The organism is Acinetobacter sp. KAM396, assembly GCF_021602765.1.
Taxonomy (GTDB): Bacteria; Pseudomonadota; Gammaproteobacteria; order Pseudomonadales; family Moraxellaceae; genus Acinetobacter; species Acinetobacter towneri_A.
In genome coordinates this window covers 18,832-43,462 of sequence record NZ_BPPH01000011.1, presented here as the reverse complement: position 1 = coordinate 43,462, position 24,631 = coordinate 18,832, and the positions used below count along the sequence as shown (strand labels likewise).

26 protein-coding genes and 1 pseudogene are annotated in these 24,631 nt (G+C 41.9%); 17 read left to right on the top strand and 10 right to left on the bottom strand.

Annotation, left to right across the window (positions count from 1 at the left end):
- Window positions 1–13 precede the first annotated feature (13 nt).
- The 8 genes from L6C30_RS07780 (at window position 14) to L6C30_RS07745 (ending at window position 8,833) form a co-directional block, all read left to right on the top strand.
- Window positions 14–979 (top strand): hypothetical protein, encoded by a 966-nt coding sequence (locus L6C30_RS07780; protein ID WP_236162807.1) that lies wholly within the window; start codon window positions 14–16, stop codon window positions 977–979.
- Between the two features lie 261 nt (window positions 980–1,240).
- A complete protein-coding gene (locus L6C30_RS07775; RefSeq protein ID WP_070155373.1) occupies window positions 1,241–1,690 on the top strand; it encodes an ammonium transporter in 450 nt (149 codons plus the stop codon).
- 33 nt (window positions 1,691–1,723) lie between these two features.
- Window positions 1,724–4,363, top strand: a complete 2,640-nt coding sequence (gene topA, locus L6C30_RS07770) for a type I DNA topoisomerase (protein ID WP_236162808.1) — start codon at window positions 1,724–1,726, stop codon at window positions 4,361–4,363.
- Window positions 4,364–4,536: 173 nt separating this feature from the next.
- The gene (locus L6C30_RS07765; protein ID WP_236162809.1) at window positions 4,537–5,292 is read left to right on the top strand and encodes a hypothetical protein; all 756 of its coding nucleotides are present in this window, start codon (window positions 4,537–4,539) and stop codon (window positions 5,290–5,292) included.
- A gap of 158 nt (window positions 5,293–5,450) precedes the next feature.
- Window positions 5,451–7,439 carry an ATP-dependent helicase gene (locus L6C30_RS07760; RefSeq protein WP_236162810.1) on the top strand — a complete coding sequence of 663 codons (1,989 nt, stop codon included), beginning with the start codon at window positions 5,451–5,453 and terminating at the stop codon, window positions 7,437–7,439.
- 79 nt (window positions 7,440–7,518) lie between these two features.
- Entirely contained in the window at window positions 7,519–7,773 is a 255-nt protein-coding gene (locus L6C30_RS07755; RefSeq protein ID WP_004976139.1) for an RNA-binding protein, read from the top strand.
- Window positions 7,774–7,947: 174 nt separating this feature from the next.
- Entirely contained in the window at window positions 7,948–8,451 is a 504-nt protein-coding gene (locus tag L6C30_RS07750) for a DUF6586 family protein (RefSeq protein ID WP_004976141.1), read from the top strand.
- Between the two features lie 103 nt (window positions 8,452–8,554).
- Complete coding sequence (locus L6C30_RS07745) at window positions 8,555–8,833, top strand: hypothetical protein (RefSeq protein WP_019836911.1); 279 nt, start codon at window positions 8,555–8,557, stop codon at window positions 8,831–8,833.
- Window positions 8,834–9,022: 189 nt separating this feature from the next.
- Here the strand turns inward: L6C30_RS07745 and L6C30_RS07740 are convergent, their stop codons facing one another.
- The 4 genes from L6C30_RS07740 to L6C30_RS07725 form a co-directional block, all read right to left on the bottom strand.
- The gene (locus L6C30_RS07740) at window positions 9,023–10,738 is read right to left on the bottom strand and encodes a cation:proton antiporter (protein ID WP_070155238.1); all 1,716 of its coding nucleotides are present in this window, start codon (window positions 10,736–10,738) and stop codon (window positions 9,023–9,025) included.
- Window positions 10,739–10,893: 155 nt separating this feature from the next.
- Window positions 10,894–11,049 carry a 50S ribosomal protein L33 gene (gene rpmG / locus L6C30_RS07735; protein WP_004976146.1) on the bottom strand — a complete coding sequence of 52 codons (156 nt, stop codon included), beginning with the start codon at window positions 11,047–11,049 and terminating at the stop codon, window positions 10,894–10,896.
- Between the two features lie 16 nt (window positions 11,050–11,065).
- Window positions 11,066–11,302 carry a 50S ribosomal protein L28 gene (gene rpmB, locus L6C30_RS07730; RefSeq protein WP_000048256.1) on the bottom strand — a complete coding sequence of 79 codons (237 nt, stop codon included), beginning with the start codon at window positions 11,300–11,302 and terminating at the stop codon, window positions 11,066–11,068.
- 162 nt (window positions 11,303–11,464) lie between these two features.
- On the bottom strand, window positions 11,465–12,913 hold the full coding sequence (locus L6C30_RS07725) for a coniferyl aldehyde dehydrogenase (protein ID WP_236162811.1): 1,449 nt from the start codon (window positions 12,911–12,913) through the stop codon (window positions 11,465–11,467).
- Between the two features lie 116 nt (window positions 12,914–13,029).
- Here L6C30_RS07725 and L6C30_RS07720 point away from each other — a divergent pair, with 116 nt between their 5' ends.
- The 6 genes and pseudogenes from L6C30_RS07720 (at window position 13,030) to L6C30_RS07695 (ending at window position 17,869) form a co-directional block, all read left to right on the top strand.
- On the top strand, window positions 13,030–13,722 hold the full coding sequence (locus L6C30_RS07720; protein WP_070155241.1) for a TetR/AcrR family transcriptional regulator: 693 nt from the start codon (window positions 13,030–13,032) through the stop codon (window positions 13,720–13,722).
- A gap of 100 nt (window positions 13,723–13,822) precedes the next feature.
- Window positions 13,823–14,689 (top strand): formyltetrahydrofolate deformylase, encoded by an 867-nt coding sequence (purU, locus tag L6C30_RS07715; RefSeq protein ID WP_026438081.1) that lies wholly within the window; start codon window positions 13,823–13,825, stop codon window positions 14,687–14,689.
- 256 nt (window positions 14,690–14,945) lie between these two features.
- Window positions 14,946–15,737 carry an energy transducer TonB gene (locus L6C30_RS07710; protein WP_070155243.1) on the top strand — a complete coding sequence of 264 codons (792 nt, stop codon included), beginning with the start codon at window positions 14,946–14,948 and terminating at the stop codon, window positions 15,735–15,737.
- Window positions 15,738–15,757: 20 nt separating this feature from the next.
- On the top strand, window positions 15,758–16,381 hold the full coding sequence (locus tag L6C30_RS07705; RefSeq protein WP_070155245.1) for a MotA/TolQ/ExbB proton channel family protein: 624 nt from the start codon (window positions 15,758–15,760) through the stop codon (window positions 16,379–16,381).
- Window positions 16,381–16,785: a biopolymer transporter ExbD gene (locus L6C30_RS07700; RefSeq protein WP_070155247.1), complete on the top strand. Its 405-nt coding sequence runs from the start codon at window positions 16,381–16,383 to the stop codon at window positions 16,783–16,785. The genes L6C30_RS07705 and L6C30_RS07700 overlap by 1 nt, the downstream gene beginning before the upstream one ends.
- Before the next feature lie 162 nt (window positions 16,786–16,947).
- Window positions 16,948–17,869: pseudogene (locus tag L6C30_RS07695) on the top strand (DMT family transporter).
- A gap of 163 nt (window positions 17,870–18,032) precedes the next feature.
- Here the strand turns inward: L6C30_RS07695 and L6C30_RS07690 are convergent.
- A complete protein-coding gene (locus L6C30_RS07690; RefSeq protein WP_070155249.1) occupies window positions 18,033–19,280 on the bottom strand; it encodes a YihY family inner membrane protein in 1,248 nt (415 codons plus the stop codon).
- A gap of 114 nt (window positions 19,281–19,394) precedes the next feature.
- Between L6C30_RS07690 and wrbA the strand changes: the two genes are divergently transcribed.
- Window positions 19,395–19,991, top strand: a complete 597-nt coding sequence (gene wrbA / locus L6C30_RS07685) for an NAD(P)H:quinone oxidoreductase (protein WP_019836920.1) — start codon at window positions 19,395–19,397, stop codon at window positions 19,989–19,991.
- 287 nt (window positions 19,992–20,278) lie between these two features.
- Window positions 20,279–20,470, top strand: a complete 192-nt coding sequence (locus L6C30_RS07680) for a hypothetical protein (protein ID WP_070155253.1) — start codon at window positions 20,279–20,281, stop codon at window positions 20,468–20,470.
- A gap of 64 nt (window positions 20,471–20,534) precedes the next feature.
- Here L6C30_RS07680 and L6C30_RS07675 read toward each other — a convergent pair whose 3' ends face one another.
- The 5 genes from L6C30_RS07675 to L6C30_RS07655 form a co-directional block, all read right to left on the bottom strand.
- Complete coding sequence (locus tag L6C30_RS07675) at window positions 20,535–20,933, bottom strand: hypothetical protein (protein WP_070155254.1); 399 nt, start codon at window positions 20,931–20,933, stop codon at window positions 20,535–20,537.
- 20 nt (window positions 20,934–20,953) lie between these two features.
- Window positions 20,954–21,190 (bottom strand): hypothetical protein, encoded by a 237-nt coding sequence (locus L6C30_RS07670; protein WP_070155256.1) that lies wholly within the window; start codon window positions 21,188–21,190, stop codon window positions 20,954–20,956.
- A 5-nt stretch (window positions 21,191–21,195) separates the two neighbouring features.
- On the bottom strand, window positions 21,196–21,771 hold the full coding sequence (locus tag L6C30_RS07665; RefSeq protein ID WP_070155258.1) for a xanthine phosphoribosyltransferase: 576 nt from the start codon (window positions 21,769–21,771) through the stop codon (window positions 21,196–21,198).
- Window positions 21,772–21,899: 128 nt separating this feature from the next.
- Complete coding sequence (locus tag L6C30_RS07660) at window positions 21,900–22,613, bottom strand: DUF3108 domain-containing protein (protein ID WP_019836925.1); 714 nt, start codon at window positions 22,611–22,613, stop codon at window positions 21,900–21,902.
- Window positions 22,614–22,758: 145 nt separating this feature from the next.
- Entirely contained in the window at window positions 22,759–23,433 is a 675-nt protein-coding gene (locus L6C30_RS07655; protein ID WP_236162812.1) for a hypothetical protein, read from the bottom strand.
- Window positions 23,434–23,707: 274 nt separating this feature from the next.
- Here L6C30_RS07655 and L6C30_RS07650 point away from each other — a divergent pair, with 274 nt between their 5' ends.
- Window positions 23,708–24,565: an energy transducer TonB gene (locus L6C30_RS07650; protein ID WP_236162815.1), complete on the top strand. Its 858-nt coding sequence runs from the start codon at window positions 23,708–23,710 to the stop codon at window positions 24,563–24,565.
- The last annotated feature ends 66 nt before the right edge of the window (window positions 24,566–24,631 follow it).

Genomic DNA, 24,631 nt, shown 5'->3' with positions numbered 1-24,631 from the left:
TTCGCTAAAGTTTATGTCCTCTAAAGTTGTATTACTTGACCTTGAAAATAATCTGCCTACCGCGACTTTGTTGCGAGAAATTATTGAACATCATCCGAGTGTGTATTTGTTTAATTGTGCAGGAAAATTTGAATATAACTTGCAGGATCTAACCGAGTTCGCTGGTTGGATCAGTACGGGGCAGCTTATGATTTTAGAAAGTCCGCGCGCAGAGTTTAAAGAGTTTGAATATGCGGTGGTGGTGGGGCAACTGATGGCACTGTTAGAGCCAGAAACACACGTTGAAGTGATTTCTGCGGCTGACAGTATTCAAATTTTAATGGAAATGTTGCAAGCATCTGAAATTGCTTGTCACCTGATTCATATTCAGCCTGAAACGCAATCTGGAAAAAGCAAAAATCGTTTACCCAGTCCAACGGCAATCCGTAGCAAACCTGAATTGCTGTTGGTAAAAAAGTATTGTGATGCGTTGGCAAAAATGTCAGGCAAGCCAACCAACTTAGAAGCTTTAAAAAACTCGATAGCCAATATTTTGCAACTTGAGGCAGATAAAGTGCAGCATGTGGTTGGCATGTTGATAAGTCTGAAAATTGTAAAGCGGGTGGATGAGCAAATTAGCTTTCGTAAAAAAGTGCTGAAACAATGGGTTCAACTTGACCTAAATGCCGCGGTAGAACCTGTACAAGAGGCGACAGTTACTTCTACAATCGTTGCGCAAACTGAAGCTGAAGATTTGCATCCTCAGCATGCGTTGTTTAAAAACTTTAGCCAAATTGACCCTGTGCAATGGGAAATCGCCAAAAAGTTACGTGAGCTAAAAGGTGAAAAACCAAAAGATATTTATGAGTTGCGTGATTTGCTGGAACGATTATTTCCAAAATCTGATATTCGTTTATTGCTCAAAGAACTGATTGAAAAAGGCTATATTTATTGGAATGGACATGAAGTTCTATATAGTCATGAAATGTTTTTAAGCTAAGTTTTAGAATTTTTCGATTAATGGCATGAGTCGATTTAAAACCCATCTGCAAGATAGTTTTTTATCGATGCGACTGATTTAATTCATCATTTATCAACCATTTAAAGTTTTGAAAATGATGCCTTTTCACGTAAGACAATTTTAAGCTGTTTGTAGGCAGATAGACTAAAACAGTTGAAATAAATAAATCACAGCTTATTTTAATCTTGCGTTTTATATTGTGCTTATGCAACTCTAATATAAGAATAGAAAGGTTGTACTATGGAAAATACTGGAATTTGGGTTGCCGTTGCCATCATCATATTTGTGATGGGCTCTATTTTTGGTCTGCGCGTTAGCCCAAGAGAAAAAGCTTTGGGATTGATGCGTGAAAAAGCCCGAAAAATGGGACTACATCCACGTTTGGTGGTTGCACCTGATTGGACAAAAATTCCGAAAGCTACGGAATCACGTGCCAGTATGGTGGCGTATTACAGCGTACTCATTGCCGATGCACGTTTACCATTAATGCGTGCTTTGGTGAAAGATCAAAAGCTAGAGCTGCTACATGGTGATGATAAATTCCAAGACTTACCCATTGCATTAAAGGGTATTTATGCTATTGATATGCAGGCAAACTGTGTAGGAATCTATTGGAATGAAGAAGCAGATCTTCGCGCAACTCAATTAGATGAGATGAAAGCTTTTTTACATAGCTTGGCTGAACGTTAATTTTAAACCATTAAATAGGAAATACGGTTACTTATGGCGAACGCTCCTCGGTCCACATCCAAAAGCACTGCAGCCAAATCTGAAGCTGGTCACAAACGTGCCTTAGTGATTGTGGAGTCGCCTGCAAAAGCGAAAACAATCAATAAATATCTTGGTTCGGACTACATTGTGAAGTCCTCGGTTGGTCACGTTCGTGATTTACCAACCAGTGGTAGCGCAAAAACCACAGAAAAGAAAACCGCCACCCGAACCAAACTGACCGAGGCTCAGAAAGCTGAAAAAGCTCAACAAGCATTAGTCAACCGTATGGGGGTTGATCCTGAACATGACTGGAAAGCACATTATGAAGTGCTGCCAGGCAAGGAAAATGTTGTCGCGGAATTAAAAAAACTGGCATCGCAGGTCGATGAAGTCTATCTCGCAACGGACTTGGACCGTGAAGGGGAAGCGATTGCGTGGCACTTAAAAGAAGTCATTGGTGGAGATGACTCACGTTATCAACGTGTGGTGTTTAACGAAATTACCAAAAATGCTATTCAAGAAGCCTTTAAGCATCCTGCGCGTTTAGATACCAACAAAGTCAATGCCCAACAGGCGCGCCGATTCTTAGACCGCGTGGTGGGTTTTATGATTTCGCCACTGCTTTGGGAAAAAATTGCCCGTGGTTTATCGGCAGGACGTGTGCAGTCAGTTGCAGTTAAGCTAGTAGTAGAACGTGAACGTGAAATTCGTGCCTTTGTACCTGAAGAATACTGGCAAGTCTTTGCAGATACTAAATCAGCAAAAGATGACATTCGCCTAGAAGCAGTTAAACAAGCGGGTAAAACCCTCAAGTTACGTAATAAAGCTGAAACTGATGCTTTACTGAACTTGATTAAAGATGCGCAATACACCGTATCTGCACGTGAAGATAAGCCGACCAAAGTCAACCCAAGTGCGCCGTATATCACGTCAACACTGCAACAGGCAGCGAGTACCCGTCTTGGTTTTTCAGTCAAGAAAACCATGATGCTGGCACAGCGTTTGTATGAAGCAGGTTTTATCACCTATATGCGTACTGACTCGACCTTTCTGAGTGATGATGCGGTCAATATGGTGCGTACACATATTGAAGCGGAGTTTGGTCAAAAATATCTGCCTGCTAAACCAAATCGTTATGGCAATAAAGCAGGTGCACAAGAAGCGCACGAAGCGATTCGTCCATCTAATGTTGCACTTAAAGGCGACAATTTAGTGGGTGTAGAGCGCGATGCACAGCGTTTATATGATCTGATTTGGCGTCAATTCGTGGCCTGTCAAATGACACCAGCCGAATATTTGTCATCGACCATTTTAGTGGATGCCAATGGTGTTGAGTTAAAAGCCAAAGGTCGTACGCTGGTTTTTGATGGTTTCACCAAAGTGCGTGGGCAAAACAAATCGGATGATGATGTATTACTGCCAGCAGTTAAAGTCGGTGAAATTCTTAAATTAGAAAAGCTTGTTCCATCGCAACACTTTACCAAACCACCTGCGCGTTTTACTGAAGCTTCCTTGGTTAAAGAGCTTGAGAAAAAAGGCATTGGACGTCCATCGACCTATGCTGCGATTATTTCGACCATTCAAGACCGTGGTTATGTCAAACTAGAAAACCGTCGTCTTTATGCCGAAAAAATGGGCGAGATTGTTACAGACCGCCTGGATGAAAGTTTTAATAATCTGATGAACTATGACTTTACAGCAGACTTGGAAGGTCAGCTAGATAAGGTTGCAGATGGTGAACGTGACTGGAAAGACTTACTCAACAGTTTTTATGGTGATTTCAAACAGCGTTTGACCAATGCACAGGGCGAACAAGGCATGCGCCGTAATCTCCCTGTAGAAGTTGATGCAGTACATTGTAAAGAATGTTCACGCCCAATGCAGATTCGTACAGGTACAACTGGGGTATTTTTGGGATGTTCAGGCTATAACTTGCCACCGAAAGAACGTTGCAAGGGAACACTGAACCTGACACCTGTAGAATCGCTTGCAGCATTGTCAGATGATGATGCCGCTGAAACTGCGGATTTGATGTCTAAAAAGCGCTGCCCAATTTGCGAAACGGCCATGGACAGTTATGTGATTGATGGTGGTCGTAAACTGCACATTTGCGGGAATAACCCAGACTGTGCAGGTTTCGAACTAGAAGAAGGCGAGTTCAAAATTAAAGGCTATGATGGCCCAACCATTCCGTGTGACAAGTGTGATGGCGAAATGCAGTTGAAAACTGGTCGCTTTGGCCCTTATTTTGCCTGCACAAGTTGTGAAAACACACGTAAAGTACTCAAGAATGGTCAGCCTGCGCCACCGCGTGTTGATCCAATTAAAATGGAACATTTACGCTCAACCAAACACGATGATTTCTTTGTGTTGCGTGATGGTGCAGCAGGCTTGTTTTTGGCAGCCAGTAAGTTCCCGAAAGTGCGCGAAACCCGTGCTCCGAAAGTGGCAGAGTTGCGTACGGTGGCAGAACAGCTTGATCCGAAATATCAGTTTATTTTGCAAGCACCTGATGTTGACCCTGAAGGGAATCCAACTTTGGTGAAATTTAGTCGTAAGAATCAAGCGCAATATATTGGTTCTGAAACAGCTGAAGGTAAGCAAACCAAATGGTCATTGGTTTACAAAGATGGTAAATGGGTTGAGGCTTAATTATCCAAATTACAAAATGCTGGCTTCGGTCAGCATTTTTTTAAATCATATAATTTGAAATGTGAAAAAATAAAAAACAGAGAGGTTTTGTGAATCTTAATCCGATGTGGGGGGCGAGTTTAAAGATAATAAGATTAAACTCGGTAAAGTGATTGCCTAAAGATATTTAAAGTATGTGGAAAAAAATCCGAATTTTATGCTTATTGCTGGTTTTACTGGTTGTTGCAGTCAATGCTTGGCGTGATCAGAACCAAGACTGGAATAAGCCCATCATCGTATTGTTACATCCAATCAATGCCGATGGACGATCAAATACCCAAAACTATATCAATACATTAAATATCAATAATTTAAATTCTGCTCAGGACTATTTGAAACAAGCTTCTTTACAGTATCGTGGGCAACCTATTGCGCTCTATTTCAAACAGGGGCGAGAATTAAAGCAGTTGCCACCGAAAGTGCCTGAGCAGGCATCGCTACTTAGCACCGTACTTTGGAGTTTAAAGTTCCGTTTTTACGCTTGGCAGCAACGACAAGGTAGTGATGGTCCGGCAACAGTGACGCTATACCTAAATTATTATGATCCGAGTCAAACTCAAATTTTGAAGCATTCCACCGCTTTACAAAAAGGCAAAATTGGCTCGGTGAATTTATTTGCTTCCGCTGCACACAGTGAGCGCAATACCATGGTGATGGTGCATGAATTACTGCATACTTTTGGTGCCACAGATAAATATGATTTGAGCACAGGTCAACCGATTTATCCGATTGGTTATGCAGACCCAAATCAGCAACCGTTATATCCACAACGACAGGCTGAACTAATGGCGGGTTATGTGCCACTTTCGCAAAGCAAAAGTAAAATGCCAGAATCGCTACAACAAACACGTATTAACGAAATCACTGCCATAGAGTTGGGTTGGAAATAATGTGGATAAGCATGCACTTATCCACATCTCCACAATATAACTTGTGTAAAAGTATGTGCTTGAGCATGACTTGAGTATGAATTGAGCCATTTATATTCATGGGTTTATTCCTAAACCGATCTGTTAAACTATTCATCCACCCAGCACGATGAGTCACTATGAGTTTAGCCAGCCTAATTGATGAATTGAACCCCCAACAAAAACAAGCAGCCACCACAGCACATCAACATAGTCTGGTTTTGGCAGGGGCAGGCTGTGGCAAAACCAAAACCATTGTGGCACGTGCAGCGTATTTAATTGATCAGGGTATTCCTGCTAATCAGATTCAAATTTTAACCTTTACCCGTCGTGCAGCCAGTGAAATTGTGGCGCGGGTTGAGTTAGCACTGGGTGAGCAAGCTAAGGGCTTGCGTGCTTCGACTTTCCATACTTTTTGTATGTATTTGCTGCGCCGTATCCCTAAAGCATTTGGCTTAGAGCAGTTTTCAATTATTGATCGTGATGATCAGTTAATGATGTTCCGTTTAATTCGTGGCAAAGATGATAAGAAAAACCCAAGTCAGTTACCCAAGCCTCAAGAATTATGTGACTTATATTCTTTTGCGCGAAATACCCGCCAAAAATTGAGTGTGGCATTAGAAAAACAACAGCCTGAATATTTGGCAATGAAAGACCAAATTGCCGAGATCATGCAGGAATATGAAAGCCGTAAACGTGCGCGTGGTTTTTTAGATTATGACGATATTTTGGCTGTGGTGGCTTCTGCATTGGCACAGTCTGAAGGTCTGGTCGATTATGTCGCGTCAATTTGTCAGCATCTTTTGGTCGATGAAATGCAGGACACCAATCCTTTGCAATGGGCTTTGCTTGAACCCTTAAAAGATCGGGTTAGTCTGTTTTGTGTGGGCGATGATGCACAGTCGATTTATGGTTTCCGTGGTGCAGATTTTGAAAATATTCATCATTTTACAGAGCGTGTACCCAACGCCCAAATTTTTAAATTAGAGCAAAATTACCGTTCTACACAGGAAATTTTAGACTTATCTAACTGGCTATTAGATCAAAGTGAAATTCGCTATAACAAGCATTTGCAGGCGCATCGTGGCGATGGCATCAAGCCCAAAATGCATATTTTCCCGAATGAATTTGATGAAGCCAAATGGATTGCGATTGATATTAAAGAGCGACATTTCTTACAAGGCGCGCCGTGGTCAGATCACATGGTTTTGGTGCGTTCGAGTTTTGCAGCACGACATATTGAAGCTGCGTGTATTGCGGCAAGTGTGCCGTATCGTTTTATTGGTGGCATGAAGCTCTTGGAAACCGCGCATGTGAAAGACTTGCTCAGTTTATTGCGGGTTATTGCCAATCCTTTAGATGATATTGCATGGATGCGTTTTCTCACTTTATGGAATGGCGTGGGTGATGTCGGTGCGAGTAAATTGGCACAGCAATTGTTACTCGAACCTACAATAGATAAGGTGATTGAAAAGCTGGAAAAATTTGGACGCTTGCCAGAAAAAACTTTATTGATCATGAAGCAAATGGATGTATTGCGACATGAAGTTGCGGCTTGTGTCGGATTAGGCATAGAAGCGATTCAGGAACAATTGGCAGAGAACTACAAAAAAGATTGGAACCGTCGTCAGGGTGATTTTCAGTTGGTGCAACAATTGGCAGGCAAGCATGCGCAGTTAAGTGAGTTTTTAGAAGAATACGTACTCGATCCTGTGTCTATTTCTGAAATTGAACGCCAGTCCGATACCGATGTGGTCACTTTAATCACCATCCATTCTGCCAAAGGCACCGAGCAAAAAGTCTGTTATGTGGCGAATGTGACTGCAGGTCAGTATCCACATGCACGGGCGCAGGGCAGTTTTGATGATATTGAAGAAGAACGTCGAGTGTTGTACGTGGCTTTAACCCGTGCCCAAAATGAACTGATTTTAACCAAGCAAAATTTTAATTTATGGGCGCGTGATACGGTAGATGAGCAAGGTCGCAAACTGGACAGTTATTTTTTGAATGATCTGACACGGCAGTTGTGTACGATGGAAACCCACCAGCATACCCGGCAGCAAACTGTGAAAAGTGCTTTGGTGGAACACCAAGTGATTAATTTAGATTTTGGTATAGATCTCGATTAAACTACGTCACATGGTTTCATGCAAAAAGTAGAGTAGGCGAGTGCTTTTTGATGTTTTTTGCCTATTTTAAGGTTGTAAGATGAAAATTTTAGTTCGTAGTTTAGAGCGTACTGTTACTGAAGAAGAATTGTTAAAACTTTTTCAGGAATATGGCACTGTAGAATCTTGTAATTTGGTGTTGGATGCTGCAACAGGAAAATCTAAAGGTTTTGCATTTGTGGAAATGCCACATGCACGTGAAGCAGTTAAAGCCATTAAAGCGTTGAATACTTTGCGTCTGCATGGACATGGAATACGTGTCAAAGCAGCAGAAGATAAGCCTGCATCAAAATAGTTCAAAGGGAGCAAAAATGCTCCTTTTTTATGCGTAAATTTTAGAAAAAACACGAGATTGGCACTGCATCGGTGCGCGATTTTATCGCAGTAAAAATAGTGTATTTTTTATTGGGCGTTGTAGCAAAATCGGTTTAATCTAAGCTTCTTAGAACGCTAAATTGAGGAAAGGCTCATGTCCCGTGTTGCTCGCTTTCATGCAGATCGTACCAATCAGAAATTATATTTCGCCCGTCTTTCATGTCAGCAGGCAGAGCAAACCGAGCATGTTCAGCAAGCGCAGGCACATCGTGAAGCTGCGGTGTTTCATTTAAATGGTGCCGTGTTGGCTTTTTTGCAGGAATTGGTACGGTATTATCGTTTAAATGACAGCAATCCAACTCTTAAATCAATTGAAGAACTGATGGCAGCCAAAGGACAGATTTCCCCTGAAGTGGCGATTTTGCAGCAACTGAGCAAATCGGGCTTTATTGCAGAGTTAAAACGCGCGTATCGTTTATGTCAGTACACACCTGAGCCGAGTGCACCAGAGCCTGAACAGGAAACGTCATCTAATTTAATTATTAAAGTCACACAATCTCCGCAAGCATGGCTACCAGATACGAAAATTTTGCGCGAATGGCATCGTGATTTAACCCAGTTGATTGATGGTTTTCGCAATGAAATGGTGGAATTTTAAGCCGACCAAACGCCCTTGAAAAAAATCTGATCAGCCCGATATAAATATTCTGAACGATGCAAAGAGCAAGCGCCTTTGCCACCATGTCCAGCATGGAGGATATATGTCTATAGAGCAATTGAAAGAATTATTTGGTAATCAGGAAGCAATTTTAGAGTTGGTTCAGCTTGAAGGTGGTGTGTTGGCATTGCGTAATGCAGGCTCAGAGAAAGAGCCATTGGTCAAAATCGAGTTCAATGACGACGTCAAAGCCATATTGGGCGATCAGACGGCGGTTGTTGCACAGCACATGATTCAAGCGGCATTATTTGGCTTATTGGAAAAACAAGTCAATGAATGGCATGCCGAAATTGTAGATGAACAGCCAAAATTTATGAGTTAATCCGAAATAGTCTTTTGGTGATGGGCGCTCTTTGATGAACAGATTGTCTATCTGCTGTGATTAAAATCACATGCAATATAGGTGGTTTCTCATGAATATAGTGAAAGCCAAACTATACATCAACAAAAAAGCGCAGCTCAAATAGTGCGCTTTTCTTGATTTTGTCTATCGGTTTTAGATGATTGATGCTTAATGCGTTGGTGGTTGATGATGGGCAATTTCAATTTGATTTAAAATATAATTGCTCATATTTTTCGCCATTTCTTCTTTGGCAAAATACACTTCACCAATGTTGTCCTTACGAATCACTTCTGCTTCAGCTTTGCTTTCTGCGCACACCAAAACCTGAATTTCAGGGTTTAGGGTTTTGGCAATATCCACAATTTTATGAATATCCAGAATATCCATAGGCGAAAGAACGAGCAGTCGAGCATGTTGAATATGTGCCTGAATCAGTACACCTGCTTCTGTGGCAACCCCGCTGACCGCAGCAATACCTTTTTCACGTAAGTCTTCGACAATTTCACGGTTCTCTTCTGCAATCACGACTCTAATATTTTCAGCCATGAGATTTTTGGTAATGCGGCGTCCGACTTCACCATGTCCAACAATCACCACCTGATCACGTAAATAATCTTGAGAAACCTCATCAGGCAGCATCGCTAAAGGATCATTGCTGCGTTCGAGCAAACGCGCCAAATAAGAGCGTTCCCTGATCCAGTTTTGCACAGGCTCAATCGCAGAAAAAACAAAGGAGTTTAGGGTAATTGAAATGAGTGCACCTGCTAAAATCAGGTTTTGTCCTTCTAGTGACAGCAGTTGTAAAGATACGCCTAGCGTTGCCAAAATAAAGGAAAACTCACCAATTTGTGCCAAGCTCGCGCCTACGGTCAAAGCTGTGTTGAGTGGATAACGGAAAAATAAGACTAATGCCATGGCTGCAATGGTCTTACCCACCATGATGATGCCGACGACCGCCAAAACGTGCAGTGGTTCTTCAATCAGAATAAGCGGGTCAAATAGCATGCCCACAGCAACGAAAAACAGGATGGAGAAAATTTCACGTAAGGGCAGAGTTTCTTCTTCGGCGCGATGACTGAAGTCGGATTCTTTCACTACCATCCCCGCAAAGAAGGCTCCGAGTGCCATCGACACACCAAAGATTTTATAAGCACCGAAGGCAATTGATACCGCAGCAGCGACTACTGTTAGAGTAAACAGTTCCCGCGAGCCTAAGCGTGCCACAATTTGCATAATGAAGGGCACAAGGCGCTTGCCCACAATGAGCATAAAGGCAATAAAGCCTGAAACCTTCAGTAAAGTCAGTCCGAGTGTTAGCCAAATATTTTCATCACTGGCATTGTCGATAGCTTGTCCACCCAGTAACACGGCAGTAGCAGGCAAAAGCACCAATGCCAAGACCATCACCAAGTCTTCAACCAGCAACCAACCTACGGCAATTTTACCGTTCACGGAGTCGAGCAGACCACGATCCCCCAACGCTTTTAACAGCACAACGGTACTGGCACAAGACAAACTCAAGCCAAAAATTAAAGCAGAACCAAAACTCCAGCCCCACATCATCGACACGCCTACACCTAGCAAGGTGGCCACGGCAATTTGCAAAACTGCACCAGGCAAAGCAATGCGTCGTACCTGCATTAAATCATTTAACGAGAAATGCATGCCGACTCCGAACATGAGGAACATGACCCCAAGTTCTGCTAATTGGTTGGCAAGATGAATATCTGCCACAATGCCCGGTGTGTTGGGACTAATGATGACACCTGCAATCAAATAGCCCATAAGTGGTGGAAGACGTAAGCGCGCAGCAATATAGCCAAATACCAGTGCTAAGCTAAAACCAACGGCAAGTAAGATGATGAGTTCTACATCATGAGGCACGAGAAACTCCTAAGCCATGGTGAAGGGGTGGTCATAAGATTGAAGTAAGACAAGCACAAACAGTGCCAAAGAAAGCGAGGAAATTTTAACAAGTCAGGCAAAAAAAGTGCAAAAAAAAACGACCTGAATAAGGTCGTTTTTTAAAAAAGCTAAAATTATTTGATTTTAGCTTCTTTGAAAACTACATGTTGACGGATTTTTGGATCAAATTTTTTGATTTCCATTTTTTCCGGCATAGTACGTTTGTTTTTAGTCGTGGTATAGAAATAACCTGTACCAGCTGTAGAAACTAAGCGAATCTTATCACGCATTGTCCTGACTCCTTACTTAGATCTTTTGACCTTGAGCACGTAGGTCAGCAACAACCTTTTCAATGCCCAATTTGTCGATAATACGCATACCTTTAGTAGTTAAACGAAGACGTACGAAACGTTTTTCGCTTTCTAACCAGAAGCGGTGGTGGTGCAGGTTCGGCTCGAACCGGCGCTTAGTTTTGTTGTTGGCGTGTGAGACGTTGTTACCAACGACTGGACGCTTGCCGGTAACTTGGCAAACCTTAGACATGGTGTAACTCCATTGATTTAGCCAACAGCAAATCTGTATGGCCAGTCAAAAAAAACGGATGAATTCATTCAAGGGGCGTTTTATATCAAAAATACGCTTAAAAGACAAGCGATTTTCTTCAAAAACAGCATGAGCCTGTTTGATAGCTCATGCCTTGATCAGTTAACGAAGAAGCGTCTTCGAAATCAATCGATGAATCGGCTTATCAAATGGGGGAAGAATGAACTTTAAGCTGTATAGCTTAGGATTAGACATTACCGAACGTTCATGTGACAAGCTGAAAAAACCTTCTGGACCGTGATATTTCCCCATACCAGATGCACCAACACCCCCAAACGGTAAGTCATCTTGAGCAACGTGGGTCAATACAGTATTGAGTCCGAAATGCCCTGAATGGGTTCGCTGTGCGACATAGTCGGCACGCGCCTGATCAAAGTCGAAATAGTATAAAGCAAGAGGACGCGGTCGGCTATTAATAAACTCGATTACATCATCAATTTGTTCATATTCTAAGATTGGCAGGACTGGCCCGAAGATCTCATTTTGCATAATTTGCATATCTGGACTGACATTAGTGAGTACCGTTGGTGCCATTTTTCGGGTTGCAGCCACATTTTCACTTTGTGGATTAATTTCAATAATATTGGCACCTCGCTCACGTGCGTCTTCTAAATAGCCCTGTAAGCGACGATATTGTTTGTCATTAATAATAGATGTGTAATCCTGGTTATCACGAATATGAGGATACATTTCGGTCACAAATTGCTCGAAATGCTCCATAAACTCCGCAGTTTTGCCTTTAGGCAAGAACATATAGTCGGGTGCAACACAAGTTTGTCCTGCATTCCAGAGTTTACCTACTGCAATACGCTGTGCTACATCGACCATATCGCTAGATGGATGCACTAAAACAGGGGATTTGCCACCCAATTCTAAAATGACAGGCACGAGGTTTTGTGACGCGGCAGCCATTACAGTTTTGCCAACTTCGGTAGAGCCAGTGAAAATAATTTTGTCAAAAGGCAAATGACAGAACGCATCGGAAATAATGCCGCCACCATTGATTACCGCTACCAATTCTTGCGGAAATGCTTCACTCATTGCATTTTCCAATACCTTGCCAAAATGCGCAGAAGCACTGGAAATTTTGATCATAGCATGGTTGCCCGCAGCCAAAGCACAGATCAGAGGACCTAAAGACAACAGTAGAGGGTAGTTCCATGGCGTAATAATGCCAATCACCCCTAAAGGCTGATACTGTACCCATGCTTTTGCAGGTTGGTGAATGATTCCGACCTGACGTTTAGAGGGTTTCATCCAGTTGGCCAGGTTTTTGCTGTAATATTTGATATGTTCCAAGCAGGTAAGTACTTCGCCAATTTGGGTTTCGGCAATGGCACGGTTGCCATAGTCACGGTTAATAGCTTCAGCAAATTGATCCTGATATTTCACAATCACACGTTTTAAACGGGCTAAACGTTCAATCCGTTCTTTGGCACTAGGCACTGGATTGCGCTGATAGGCATATTTCTGCAATGCCAAAATATCATCCAGACGTTGTAAATCGGGTGAATGTGGGGTCATTGAAGTTGTTTTTGTCTGACTGTTCATGGCATGTTACCATTCAATAAAAGCAATATAAGTTAGTTTTTAGAGTATTTACTCTAATCAGTCAAGTGACTTTATGTTTTCATGCCCCTCAAATTTAAAGAATGGTTGTTTTTAGGATGTCTCAAACCAAAACGTTGAAAACCAAAGAGCGTATTTTGCAATTGAGTTTGCAATTGTTTAATGAGCGTGGTGAGCGTTCAGTTACAACCAATCATATTGCGGCTGAGTTGGGCATGAGCCCAGGAAATTTGTACTACCATTTTCGCAATAAGAACGAAATCATTAAAGAGTTAATGGAGCAATATCAGCAGGAAACCTTGGAAATGCTAGCCCTGCCTGAGAGCCGTGCTTTGGATGCTAACGATAAAATTCGTTATTTTCAGGTGCTCAGCAGTCAGTTATGGGCCTATCGTTTTTTGCATCGCGATGTCTATCATTTGGTCGAAACCAATGAAGATTTCCGCAAGATGTATCCTCGTTTTGCAGGACAAGTTATGCAGCAGGGACAGAAAATTTATCAGGCTTTTGTGAATGCAGGTCTGATGCAAATGACCGAGTCCGAAATTGAAGCTTTGATTATCAATATTTGGATTGTGCTGACCAACTGGACTAACTTCTTATATATGTCGGGACATATTACCGATTCAAACCACTTGGAAGAAAAATGGATTTGGCAGGCTTTACGTCAAATGCTGTTCCTTGAAGGAGCGTATTTACGTGGTGAAAGTCGTGCAACTTATGAGCGTTTACTTGAAACGCTAGGTACATCTGAACTGTTTGAGAGTTTATCATCCAGTAAAAATACTTAAGCCGGCTAAGTGACTGCGAATACCTATTTAGAATGTCTGAGAAACGCGCTAGAATACTCGGCTTGTTTTTCAATTTAACCAAGTAGTGACTAAAAACAACATGAATATGACGACTGCGAATACTGCACGTTTACTGATTACTTGTGAAGATAAGCCTGGTATTGTGCAGGCTGTATCGAGCTTTTTGTATCATCAAGGAGCCAACATTACCGCGCTTGATCAATACGCAACAGAAGCTCAGGGCGGGCGTTATTTCATGCGGGTTGAGTTTGAACTGGATCACTTGCAAAGTCGTAAAGAAAGCTTATTGCAAACCTTTGCTTCCAACGTAGCAGAGCGTTATGAAATGCAATGGCGTTTGGCTTTGGTCAGCGATGTGAAAAAAGTCGGCATTTTGGTGTCTAAAGTAGATCATGCTTTACTGGAGCTGTTATGGCGTCATGCACGTGGTGGTTTACCCTGTGAAATTACCAAAGTGGTGTCCAATCATGACACCTTGCGTGAAGCGGTAGAAAATTTTGGTATTCCGTTTGAAGTTGTACCTGTGAATAAAGAAAATAAGCGTGAAGCTTACGCTAAAATTGATGAATTGATGCAAGGCAATGATTTATTGGTATTGGCGCGTTATATGCAAATTCTAGATGAAGAGTTTGTATCTAAATGGGAAATGAAAGTGATCAATATTCACCATTCATTCCTGCCTGCTTTTGTCGGTGCAAACCCATATAAACAAGCTTATGAAAAAGGCGTAAAACTGATTGGTGCAACTGCGCACTATGTAACGGCAGACCTAGATCAAGGTCCGATTATTGAACAAGATGTTGAACGTGTAAACCACGACTTTACGGTAGATCAACTGCGTGAATTAGGGCAGGATGTGGAACGTAATGTACTGGCACGTGCAGTTAAATGGCATTTGGAAGACCGTATTATTGTAGATGGCAACAAAACTGTTGTATTTCAATAAGGTAAAGGTCATTTGAAACAATTAAAACATGCCGTCATGGCATGTTTTTTTATGCCATAATTGTAATGCTATAACGTTTGATTCAGCTGTTTCTTAATCGTAAATTTAATGGATAATTCACGGTTGTTATTAAAAAGTAGTTGCAAATGAAAACACTTCTCATTTATTATTGCGTTACTTTAATTGTGCTAACCGATCAGTTTGATCGTATAAGCTGTGATGGTTTGGCAATAGCTTTCCAAGGTCGCTGACTTTAATGAACCAATCTCCCAACGCTATGATGCTTATATCCCACACTAAGAAAAAGAAAGTTGTAACAGCTTTAGTCGTGGTTGCATTGGGGCACCTGGGCGCATTGTGGGCATTGGGACAGATGCAAACCCCAAACTTAAAGCCAATAGAAAAAGAACCTTTAAAAGTCCGCTTTGTAAAAATTCAAGAACAGCCTAAACCGTTACCACCACAACCAAAAGCTGAACCACAACCTGAAAAAAATAAGCCACAGCCTGTAAAAGAAGTGCCTGTGGTAGAAAAACCGTTACCACCGCCACCTAAAAAAGTAGAAAAAGTACAGCAGGTTAAAAAAGCTGAAGTGCCTAAGCCTGTGGCAAAACCCATTGAAAAACCTGTCGAGCGAGTGGTGCAACCTACACCTGTAGCAACGGTGATTGAAACTAAAGTGGTACAGCCTGCACCGAAACCGACAGTTGTACCTGTTGCGCCAGCACCTGCTCCTGTCGCACCTTCTGCTCCTAAAACAGTGTCGATTGGCGGTTCAGGGGTGCAATGGAGTCGTTCACCAAAACCAACGTATAGTAACCGTGATTTACAGGGAGAAACCCGTAACGTGGTGGTTCGGATTGAAGCCAATGAAAAAGGCGTGATTACCGATGCACAAATTACGCGTTCTAGTGGTTTACCTGCTTTAGATCAAAAGATTTTACGCGCAGTGCGTAGTGCAAAATTCAAACCGTACAAAGAAAATGGCGTGGCTTATCCAATTCGTGCTGAGCAGCCTTTTGAATTGACATTGAACCCTAACGGCTAACCTTCAACAGGAGTTCGAGTATGAACTTTTCCGTCTATTGGCAACATGCAGATGCAGTCAGCAAAACGCTGTATTTCGTGTTATTGGCGATGTCGATTGCGACATGGACCATCTTCGCATTGCGTTTGATGGGCACGCGTCAATTGAAGCAACAAGCTTATGCTCAACTGTCACAAGCTTTAAATAAACTGAAAGCAAAATTGGCACACTTAAATTTCGAGCAGCGTAAAGCGGTTGCTGAACAAGCCTTATTGCGTCAAATTTCGGTAGAAAAAGCATCGGCAGAAAAAGGTGTAGCGGTACTGGGTACAATTGCCTCATTAGCACCGTTTGTGGGTTTGTTTGGTACAGTTTGGGGTATTTTCCACGCGCTCGTTGCAGTTGGAAAAAGCGGTCAGGCGGGATTGGCACAAGTGGCAACACCTGTTGGTGAAGCGTTAATTATGACAGGCTTCGGTTTGGCGGTGGCGATTCCTGCCGTGATTGCTTATAACATTTGCTCGCGTGTAAACCGTACCTTATCAACAAACTTGCAAGATCATGCACATAGTTTGCTGATTGACACCATGTTGCAACAAGATTCTTCTGTGCAAAAAACTGAAGTGAATGCGACACAGCAAAGCTTAGTCGGAGGTCAGGTTTAATGGCTTTTCAATTGGGTGAAGACAACGACTCAGGCATGAATGAGATGAACCTAATTCCCCTGATCGACATTATGTTGGTATTGATGATCATCTTTTTGGTGACAGCGACCGTTGCCAACCCATCTATACCATTAACCTTGCCGCAAACGACTGCAGAGATTGTCGATTTACCCCCTGAGCAAATTCAGGTCAGTATTAATGCCAATGGTGACGTGGCGTGGGATGATCAAATTATTAGCTTAGATGAATTGCAAACCCGCTTTAACAACGCTAGTCAGCAAGCACAGCAACCAACAGTGGTATTAAGAGCCGATAAAGAATCGCGTTATGATACTGTAGCGCAAGTGATGTCACGTGCGAGTGAAGCTGGACTCAGTGATATTGCTTTCGCAACAGAAGATTAACTTAATATTTAAAATCAGCGATCTTTTTAGGTCGCTTTTTTTATGCAAAGTCGCGCATAATGCCAACACGCCTCAAGTACAGCAATCTTGACCATCTAAAAGATTTAGATTGAGTCCGCGGCTTACTTTCAACTCTATTTTTATCTCAGATCAGGTTCAGCCATGAGTTCACGCCAAGCACTTGATGCAAAAGCCAGCAGTATGATGCTGATTTTGTGTGTGTTTTGGGGCTGCAACAAGTGGTGCTAAAAGTTGCTGCAGCAGATATTGCACCCTTGATGCAATTGGCACTACGTTCAGGTCTATCAGCTGTGATGGTGTTGCCTTTGTTGTTACTTGCAAGAAATACACAATGGGCTTCGACTGAATATCTGCCTGTAGGCGTATTGGTGGGTATTTTATTTGCTGCAGAATTTTTTATGTTAGGGCAGGCGATTCAATATACATCTGCGTCGCATGTGGTGGTTTTACTGTATACCGCGCCTATTTTTGTGGCTTTAGCACTGCACTGGAAACTCCCTGCAGAGCGTTTATCTTGCTTGCAATGGGGCGGGATTCTGTTGTCTTTTGCTGGCATAGCAGTGACTTTTTTATGGCGTGATACTGCGCAACAAGAGAGCCACCAAAACTTTAGCCACATGCTTTTTGGCGATTTACTTGCGCTGAGTGCAGGCATACTTTGGGCAGCTACAATGGTGGCGGTACGTCTAAGTCGTTTATCAGAAGCACCTGCAACACAAACCTTGTTTTACCAATTAATGGGTGGTTTTTTGATTTTACTGCCGATGGCTTGGTGGATGGGGCAGGCCGAAATTGACTGGACAGCCTTAACCATAGGCAGTTTGATTTTTATGCAGTATTGATTTCGTTTATGAGCTATCTCGCCTGGTTTTGGCTGCTGAAACAATATTTGGCATCCAGTTTAGGTGTGTTTTCATTTTTAACGCCATTATTTGGCGTATTGTTTGGTGTGTGGTTGTTGAATGAAAGCTTGAGCCAAAGCTTTATGATTGGGGCTGTTTTGGTCATGCTTGGTATGTTGATGGTGAATGCTCAAGGTTGGGTTAAAACAAAACGCAGATAAAGCAAAGCAATAAGCTTTGTGGCTTCCGCTTGAGTTTGCTTGGGTTGTAGTTTATCGACTTTATCTGCAATTAAACACAAACCATCTTCAAGCGACTGAGGGGATTGCACACCTAAACTTGAAGAGGGTTTGTGCCAAAAATTGAAATGTTCTAGATGAGCAATTACTTCGTTTCAAAAATCTTAGAAAGCGGAATCGACAACTTGGCAGCTAAATAGTCATCGGTTTCATTGAGTATGGGGCCGAGTTTTTGCATCCATTCATCATGAGTATAAACATTGGTCAAGTCCTGACGACGTGGCAACGAATACGGTAACTGTGAATAAAAGCTCCAAAAATCTACCTGAGATAGATTACGCACCAACACAAATTCATCATTTTCTGTACGTTTAATCAAGTTTTGTTGTTCTAGCATTCGCACATAAGACGGCCAGCGGCCAATTTCGTTATGTCCCAATACATGCAGTGCTTCAGCTTCAGAGACACTTTCTCCGCGCATTTGCTTTTTATAAAACAATTCCAGCAAGTCCATTAACATGAGCAACGGATGGCATTTTTTCTCGCGTCTGGCTTCAAAAGCCGTCAGGGCAAAACTAATTTCAACACCCAAAAGCACAATATTCCAAGACAGAAAAATCCACAGTAAGAAAATAGGTACGGCAGCAAATGCACCATAAATAATTTCATAACTGGTGAAGTTGGACATAATAAAACCAAACAGGTTTTTCAAACATTCAAATACAACAGCACTGAATATTCCTGCAATTAATGCGGCTTTAATAGGTACGCTGCGATTGGGAATGGTCCAGTACAGAATAAAAAAACCCAAAATGGTCAGTGCAAATGAAATCAGCCATAAAATAAATGCGCCATTGAGCTCATAACCTGCAAAGTTATTACTCAGCACATTCATAGAAGCCAAAGTTGAGGAAATGACAAAAGCACTGCCCAGTAAAATAGGGCCTAATGAAATGATGGTCCAATAACGCATAAAACCTACAATGCCGCCACGGGTTTCCTTCACCCGCCATATTCGGTTAAACACAGTTTCAATACTAGTCAGCATCATCACCGTGGTCACAAATAAAAACAAAATCCCGATGATAGTTAAATTACTGGATTTGTCGGTAAAGGCATTTAGGGCTTTATCAAAGGCGATGGTGGTTTTAGGTAAAAAATTGCTGTAAATCAATTGTTGTAATTGTTGCCGTGCGGGTTCGAGTGCCTTAATGGATGAGATGATCACCAAAAACACAGTGAGCATGGGTACAACGGCAAACAGGGTGGTGTAGGTTAAAGAGCCTGCTTGTTCACGGCAGCGATCTGCTTCAAAGCGACGCAGCACAAATAAGACAAATTGAAACCATTGTTTGTCATAAAAAGGCAGTTTCTTTAAATATTCAACGATCATACAGTGGCTGTCTCAACTTTTTTAATCATCTTTATCTGTTTTCATGGTTAAGCTTAACCAAAAAAGCAGCAAAATACCGTATAGTTTTCATTTTTAGTCTGATTTCTTAGCATGATGCAAGCATATATTCTAGTTTTGTACTTTAGTAAATATGGTTCTACCAAAGAAATGGCACATTTAATTGCCAACGGGGTAGAAGCCAGTGGCATGCCCGTTAAAATTAGAACTGTGCCCAATATCTCTACAGTGGTGCAACAAGCCGAGCCAAGTATTCCTGCCGAAGGTGATATTTATTGCACTTTAGAAGACCTAGCAAATTGTGCAGGTTTGGCTTTGGGTTCGCCTACACGCTTTGGCAATATGGCATCAGAAATGAAATATTTCTGGGATCAAACCACCAGTCTTTGGCTGAATGGCGCCTTGCACAATAAACCTGCCTGTGTTTTCACCTCATCGGGTTCGATGCATGGGGGACAGGAAAGTACCTTATTGACCATGTTACCGCCATTGTTTCACCACGGGATGATGATTATGGGACTGCATAATGCACATCCTGCTTTATCGAATACGAAAACGGGCGGCACTCCGTATGGTGCTACGCATGTGAGCGGCCCACGCCACGATCAGGCTTTGAGTCAGGATGAAAAAATACTGTGTGAAGCCCAAGGACAACGTTTAGGCGAAATGGTAAAAAAATTACAGGGGATCTGAGACTTTTGCTTCAATCAAGATGAAGCGTAAAATGTGGATGTCATTTTACGCTTTTATCTTTTGTACTTGAATTTGATTGGCTTATGTAGCATTGAGCCTGCTAAAAATAAGTTCACGTTTCACCTAAAATCACCATTTGCAGTGATATTGAGTTTTTCTCTTTTCAGGTCTAATCACCGCTTTAAAAGCAGAGTTTTCTGTCACGGTTCACGCAGCATTTTTTGTGCAGACAGATGTATTGAGCACAACGGACTGCTGTAAAAATGAGAGATTGAGGAAAAGTGAAAATGAATAAGTGGGTGCTGATTGGGTTAAGTCTATTGAGTTTAGGATATTCATGGTCGAGTGTTGTAGCGACTGAAATTGTGCATACTCTGAGCTTTCCAGAAGAACAACGTATTGAAAAACAAGCTGCGGAAGCACAGTATTTAGCGGCAGAAAAGCCTGTGATGACTTCTGCAAGCAGTACTGCAAAATAAAAAAAGATGTAATCAAAAAAGTGCTGCCATGTGCAGCACTTTTTTTGAAATTGATTTGGGTTGCTTAGAGTGGCTTGGCTGTTTGAATTTTTTCTTTAAAGCGGTGTTTGCACTTGAGGCATTGAAAATCCAGAAAAATATTCTGATCGACAATTACACCTGCTTTTTTACCAAAGCGATGCCCAAGAAAACCGCCTGTGATTCCCACACTAATTGCCCCGACAAACGTGCCAATCGTGCCGCCCATAATTACGCCCAATGGTCCTGCGGCAGTACCGATTGCCGCACCAATAGAAGCTCCTGAAGCTGCGCCGCCTACTGTACCTGCTGCCGTACCTGCAGAGCCTAATAATACGCCACCAATTTTTTGTAAGTTTTGTTCATGGTTGCGTTTTTCAACTTGAGTTGAACCACATTTCGGACAGGTGATACTGTGTTGCATCAACGGATTGTCTTGTGTCATGACTGTAAATTGCCTTATGCTCATGCCGCATGCATCAATGCACGCAGACGATCTAAAAAGTGCTGTCTAGAGCAGCAATCAGAAAAACTAGACTGCTGAATCACTGTTATTTCAAGTGCAGCATGGCGTAGCACCAAAGTTTTGTAAATAAAATATATGTAAATGAGTTGTTTAAGTTTAAAAAAAGCATAAAAAAAAGAGCGCCTAAGCACTCTTTGATCATCGGGTTTAAATGATGAACCAACATCAGTTTTCATCGACCTTAATCGCGTACAAATTCAACTGTACCGTTTGCCAAAGACTTTACTCGTGCCAATGATTCAACGCGATAGCCTTTTTCAAGCAATAATTCACGACCCGGCTGGAATGACTTTTCAATCACAATCCCAATACCCACGACTTGTGCATTGGCTTGATGGATTAAATCTGCTAAACCGAGTGCAGCTTGACCATTTGCCAAAAAGTCATCAATTACCAAGACTTTGTCGCTAGCACTAATATGTTTGTTTGAAATGGCAATCGTACTCTCAGTTTGCTTGGTAAATGAAAATACTTTAGAGCGATATAAATCATCTTTTAAGGTTAACGATTGATATTTACGTGCAAAAATGACAGGTACGCCAAGTTCTAAACCTGCCATTACTGCAGGCGCAATGCCAGAAGCTTCGATAGTAATAATTTTGGTGATGCCTGCATCTTTAAACAAACGCGCAAATTCTTGACCAATTTGCTGCATCATCACTGGGTCAATTTGATGGTTTAAGAAAGAATCGACTTTTAGAACCGCTTCGGATAGAACGATACCTTCGGCTAAAATTTTCTGTTCTAGTGCATGCACGGGAGAATCCTCAAGGGCAGGTGCTTTTTAAAGCAAAAGCGTATTTTAAAAAGCACCTGAAAAAATGCAAGAAGAATTTACCAAAGGGTGAATAGCTGCCATGCTGTGCTCAGCCGCTATATTCTAAATTAGCTGGTTGGACCTTTATAGCCTGTGAGCAATAAGCCATAAGACTTGTCTTTGTCTTGGTGGGTGACTTTTACAGGCAAGTAGTCAAGTTTAGGTGCCAACCAGAAAATCGTATCACGGTTCGGTTTGTTGTGTTTTAGCACCACTTTAATCGTGTCAAAAGTACCGTAATTGGTTTTGATCTTTTCGGCACCTTGTTTAATAAAGCGACGTGATTCAACCTCGCTATGGTCGGCAATATAGTAGCTCGATTTTAAACCGCCACTTTTTAAATCTTCACGGATTTGCAGCTCTGCATTCAACTCATCCAACACGCCCGCTTTCCACGCAAAAGAACGGGTATCGCCGTCCTTTTTGGTGTTAATAGTTTTCGCCGAAGGATTGAAATTAATACTCATGGTATTGTTGTGAACCAAAATCTTACTGCTGCGGCTGAAGCTAGATGAGCCAATTTTGCCATCATTAAAACTAAAACGACTAGTTTCTGTGGCAGAAGCGATTACGCCAGCTTTAGCAGCAAACACATAACTCCATTGGTTACCTGTTTTGCTTAAAGTTCGTGTTGCAGAACCTAAGTTCTTACCATTGTAGTTAAATTGATAACTGGCTTGGAAAGGACTCATGGCAAATGTTTGGCTAGAGAAACCAGCCATGAACAGTGCTGTAGACACACTGGCTGCCATACCCATTTTTTTCAATACATGATTTGCCATTGCTGAGATATTTCCTCTGTAAATAGGGAGATGCAATTTACTTGCTTACTGCCATTATAGGTGTTGAATATGAAGAGAAGATTAGGAAATATGCGGTAAGTGTCGTTTTTCTGTACGAATTCTCTTGCAAAGTTTTAGTCTCGCTTTATTTTTGTTTCAGCGGTGTGACTTGGGTATCTGCAAGAGAGTCTTCCACATTATCTAGTTTTTCTTCAGACATTTTGCGGAACAATGCGGTCAAATTGACGTTGCCAGTGAGCACCAATTCCGCTTCGCGTAATACCGCATGATTCACATGAACTTTACTGAGTGTATCAATGATAGAGCGGTTTTTACCTAACCAGCGATTTAAGTCTAAATGCAGTAAATCATCTTTGACTTTAATAACTTTGAGTTTTTCCAAAATCATGCCCAAAGGGTCATCATTGCGTATTTTTTGATAGTAAAATAAAGCACACTTAACCGCGATTTTATGTAAAAAGCTTGGATAACTCGCCTCAATGACCTGCGTGTCACTAATTTGTTCAAACACGATGAGCTGAGTATCTTTATTCAATTCCATCAGCACCAATTTTAAATCGACAGATAGAGTAATATTCAAACCGTTATAATCTAGGGTTGCGTAAAGACGTAACCAATCGTCGTGTAAGTCTGCGTGCAGATCTTGCAACATTTTCACATTATCGGTCACAAAGCGTTGAAAAGTCGCATTTAAAAAGACCTGAGATAATGGAATTTCACGTTCATCCTCAATAAATCCTTCAGCTTTTTGGTACACTTGACGGATACGTTGAGAGATATTGGTGATCAGGGTTTGCATACGGCAGTCCAAGTCGGTCATTTATTCTTTACAGATACAAATATTTTGTCGAATTGTATTAAAAATACAGGCATAGAAGCTTGCAGTTTAACAAAATAAGTTGCACCATTTTTAAGATTTAAAGCTCAATAGTCAGTTTTTGATGAACTTTGCAGTTTTGCATTAAAGCAAAAACTAAGCAAAGTTATAATGCTCTTTAGTTTATACCGCATTTGGCGGCTTGGGGAATCAGACGTTTTGTCGGATTAATGTGATGCTAAAAAAAATTCAATTGATGCCTTCTACGCAAGATTGGTGGAAAGATCCTATTTTTGCTGCAGCGTTGCTGGTGGCTGCTGTACTGCACGCATTAATTTTGGCAGTGCAGTTTGCTGCACCACAACAAAGCGATGCTGCGGTCAAGGAAATTGCGGTATCGGTACGCATGAGCGATGCAAAAGTTGAAGATGCAGATTTCTTAGCTCAAGCCGACCAGCAAGGTTCAGGTACATTCCGTGAACAACATCGCATCTCGAGTGACATGCCTGCGCCCATGACCGAACAAAGTGCAGGGGAGCAGCAACTAGAAAGTTTGGAGCGTATGCAGCAACAGCGCGAATTAAACTTTGAAGAAAAAGTGTTGATGACCACGCTCAGTTGGCAGAAACAGGCGGCAGAAAATCAGCGCAAAAAAGCCATGCAGGAGTTGAATAGTCAATTTCAAGCTAAGGCGGCCATGGTTGCCAGTATTGAAGCGCAATATTTACAACGCCAACAAAACTTTAGCCGTCAGCAAAAAATTAAAACCATTGATGGAATTCAGGCCAAGCAAGATAACACTGCGGGCTATATGGAAAAATTCCGTCAAAAAGTCGAGTTTTATGGCAACCGCTATTACCCCGAACAGGCCAAAGCACAGAATTTAGCGGGTGAGGTGCGTTTAATGGTAGTTTTAAACAGCAATGGTGGGATTCGTGCCATTCGTTTAATTGAAAGTTCAGGTCATGCCATGTTGGATGAAGCAGCCAAAGCTTCGGTACGCAAAGCTGCACCTTTTGGTGCATTTGATGCGAAAATGAAAGATATTTCGGAATTGCGGATTGTGCGAACGTGGCGTTTTGACCCTGCCGAAGCTGAATTTGAAGTGCGCTAGTTTTCTTTCTCTCTAACTCTTTCCCAAAAGGAGAGAGGATTTCGTGTAGTGTCTAACCATCATAGA

Bases quoted from the DNA above. Each gene is read 5' to 3' on its own strand.
- L6C30_RS07780 (WP_236162807.1), top strand. From the start codon at position 14: ATGTCCTCTAAAGTTGTATTACTTGACCTTGAAAATAATCTGCCTACC.
- L6C30_RS07775 (WP_070155373.1), top strand. From the start codon at position 1,241: ATGGAAAATACTGGAATTTGGGTTGCCGTTGCCATCATCATATTTGTG.
- topA (WP_236162808.1), top strand. From the start codon at position 1,724: ATGGCGAACGCTCCTCGGTCCACATCCAAAAGCACTGCAGCCAAATCT.
- L6C30_RS07765 (WP_236162809.1), top strand. From the start codon at position 4,537: ATGTGGAAAAAAATCCGAATTTTATGCTTATTGCTGGTTTTACTGGTT.
- L6C30_RS07760 (WP_236162810.1), top strand. From the start codon at position 5,451: ATGAGTTTAGCCAGCCTAATTGATGAATTGAACCCCCAACAAAAACAA.
- L6C30_RS07755 (WP_004976139.1), top strand. From the start codon at position 7,519: ATGAAAATTTTAGTTCGTAGTTTAGAGCGTACTGTTACTGAAGAAGAA.
- L6C30_RS07750 (WP_004976141.1), top strand. From the start codon at position 7,948: ATGTCCCGTGTTGCTCGCTTTCATGCAGATCGTACCAATCAGAAATTA.
- L6C30_RS07745 (WP_019836911.1), top strand. From the start codon at position 8,555: ATGTCTATAGAGCAATTGAAAGAATTATTTGGTAATCAGGAAGCAATT.
- rpmG (WP_004976146.1), bottom strand. From the start codon at position 11,049: ATGCGTGATAAGATTCGCTTAGTTTCTACAGCTGGTACAGGTTATTTC.
- rpmB (WP_000048256.1), bottom strand. From the start codon at position 11,302: ATGTCTAAGGTTTGCCAAGTTACCGGCAAGCGTCCAGTCGTTGGTAAC.
- L6C30_RS07725 (WP_236162811.1), bottom strand. From the start codon at position 12,913: ATGAACAGTCAGACAAAAACAACTTCAATGACCCCACATTCACCCGAT.
- L6C30_RS07720 (WP_070155241.1), top strand. From the start codon at position 13,030: ATGTCTCAAACCAAAACGTTGAAAACCAAAGAGCGTATTTTGCAATTG.
- purU (WP_026438081.1), top strand. From the start codon at position 13,823: ATGAATATGACGACTGCGAATACTGCACGTTTACTGATTACTTGTGAA.
- L6C30_RS07710 (WP_070155243.1), top strand. From the start codon at position 14,946: ATGAACCAATCTCCCAACGCTATGATGCTTATATCCCACACTAAGAAA.
- L6C30_RS07705 (WP_070155245.1), top strand. From the start codon at position 15,758: ATGAACTTTTCCGTCTATTGGCAACATGCAGATGCAGTCAGCAAAACG.
- L6C30_RS07700 (WP_070155247.1), top strand. From the start codon at position 16,381: ATGGCTTTTCAATTGGGTGAAGACAACGACTCAGGCATGAATGAGATG.
- L6C30_RS07690 (WP_070155249.1), bottom strand. From the start codon at position 19,280: ATGATCGTTGAATATTTAAAGAAACTGCCTTTTTATGACAAACAATGG.
- wrbA (WP_019836920.1), top strand. From the start codon at position 19,395: ATGCAAGCATATATTCTAGTTTTGTACTTTAGTAAATATGGTTCTACC.
- L6C30_RS07680 (WP_070155253.1), top strand. From the start codon at position 20,279: ATGAATAAGTGGGTGCTGATTGGGTTAAGTCTATTGAGTTTAGGATAT.
- L6C30_RS07675 (WP_070155254.1), bottom strand. From the start codon at position 20,933: ATGACACAAGACAATCCGTTGATGCAACACAGTATCACCTGTCCGAAA.
- L6C30_RS07670 (WP_070155256.1), bottom strand. From the start codon at position 21,190: ATGAAAACTGATGTTGGTTCATCATTTAAACCCGATGATCAAAGAGTG.
- L6C30_RS07660 (WP_019836925.1), bottom strand. From the start codon at position 22,613: ATGGCAAATCATGTATTGAAAAAAATGGGTATGGCAGCCAGTGTGTCT.
- L6C30_RS07655 (WP_236162812.1), bottom strand. From the start codon at position 23,433: ATGCAAACCCTGATCACCAATATCTCTCAACGTATCCGTCAAGTGTAC.
- L6C30_RS07650 (WP_236162815.1), top strand. From the start codon at position 23,708: ATGCCTTCTACGCAAGATTGGTGGAAAGATCCTATTTTTGCTGCAGCG.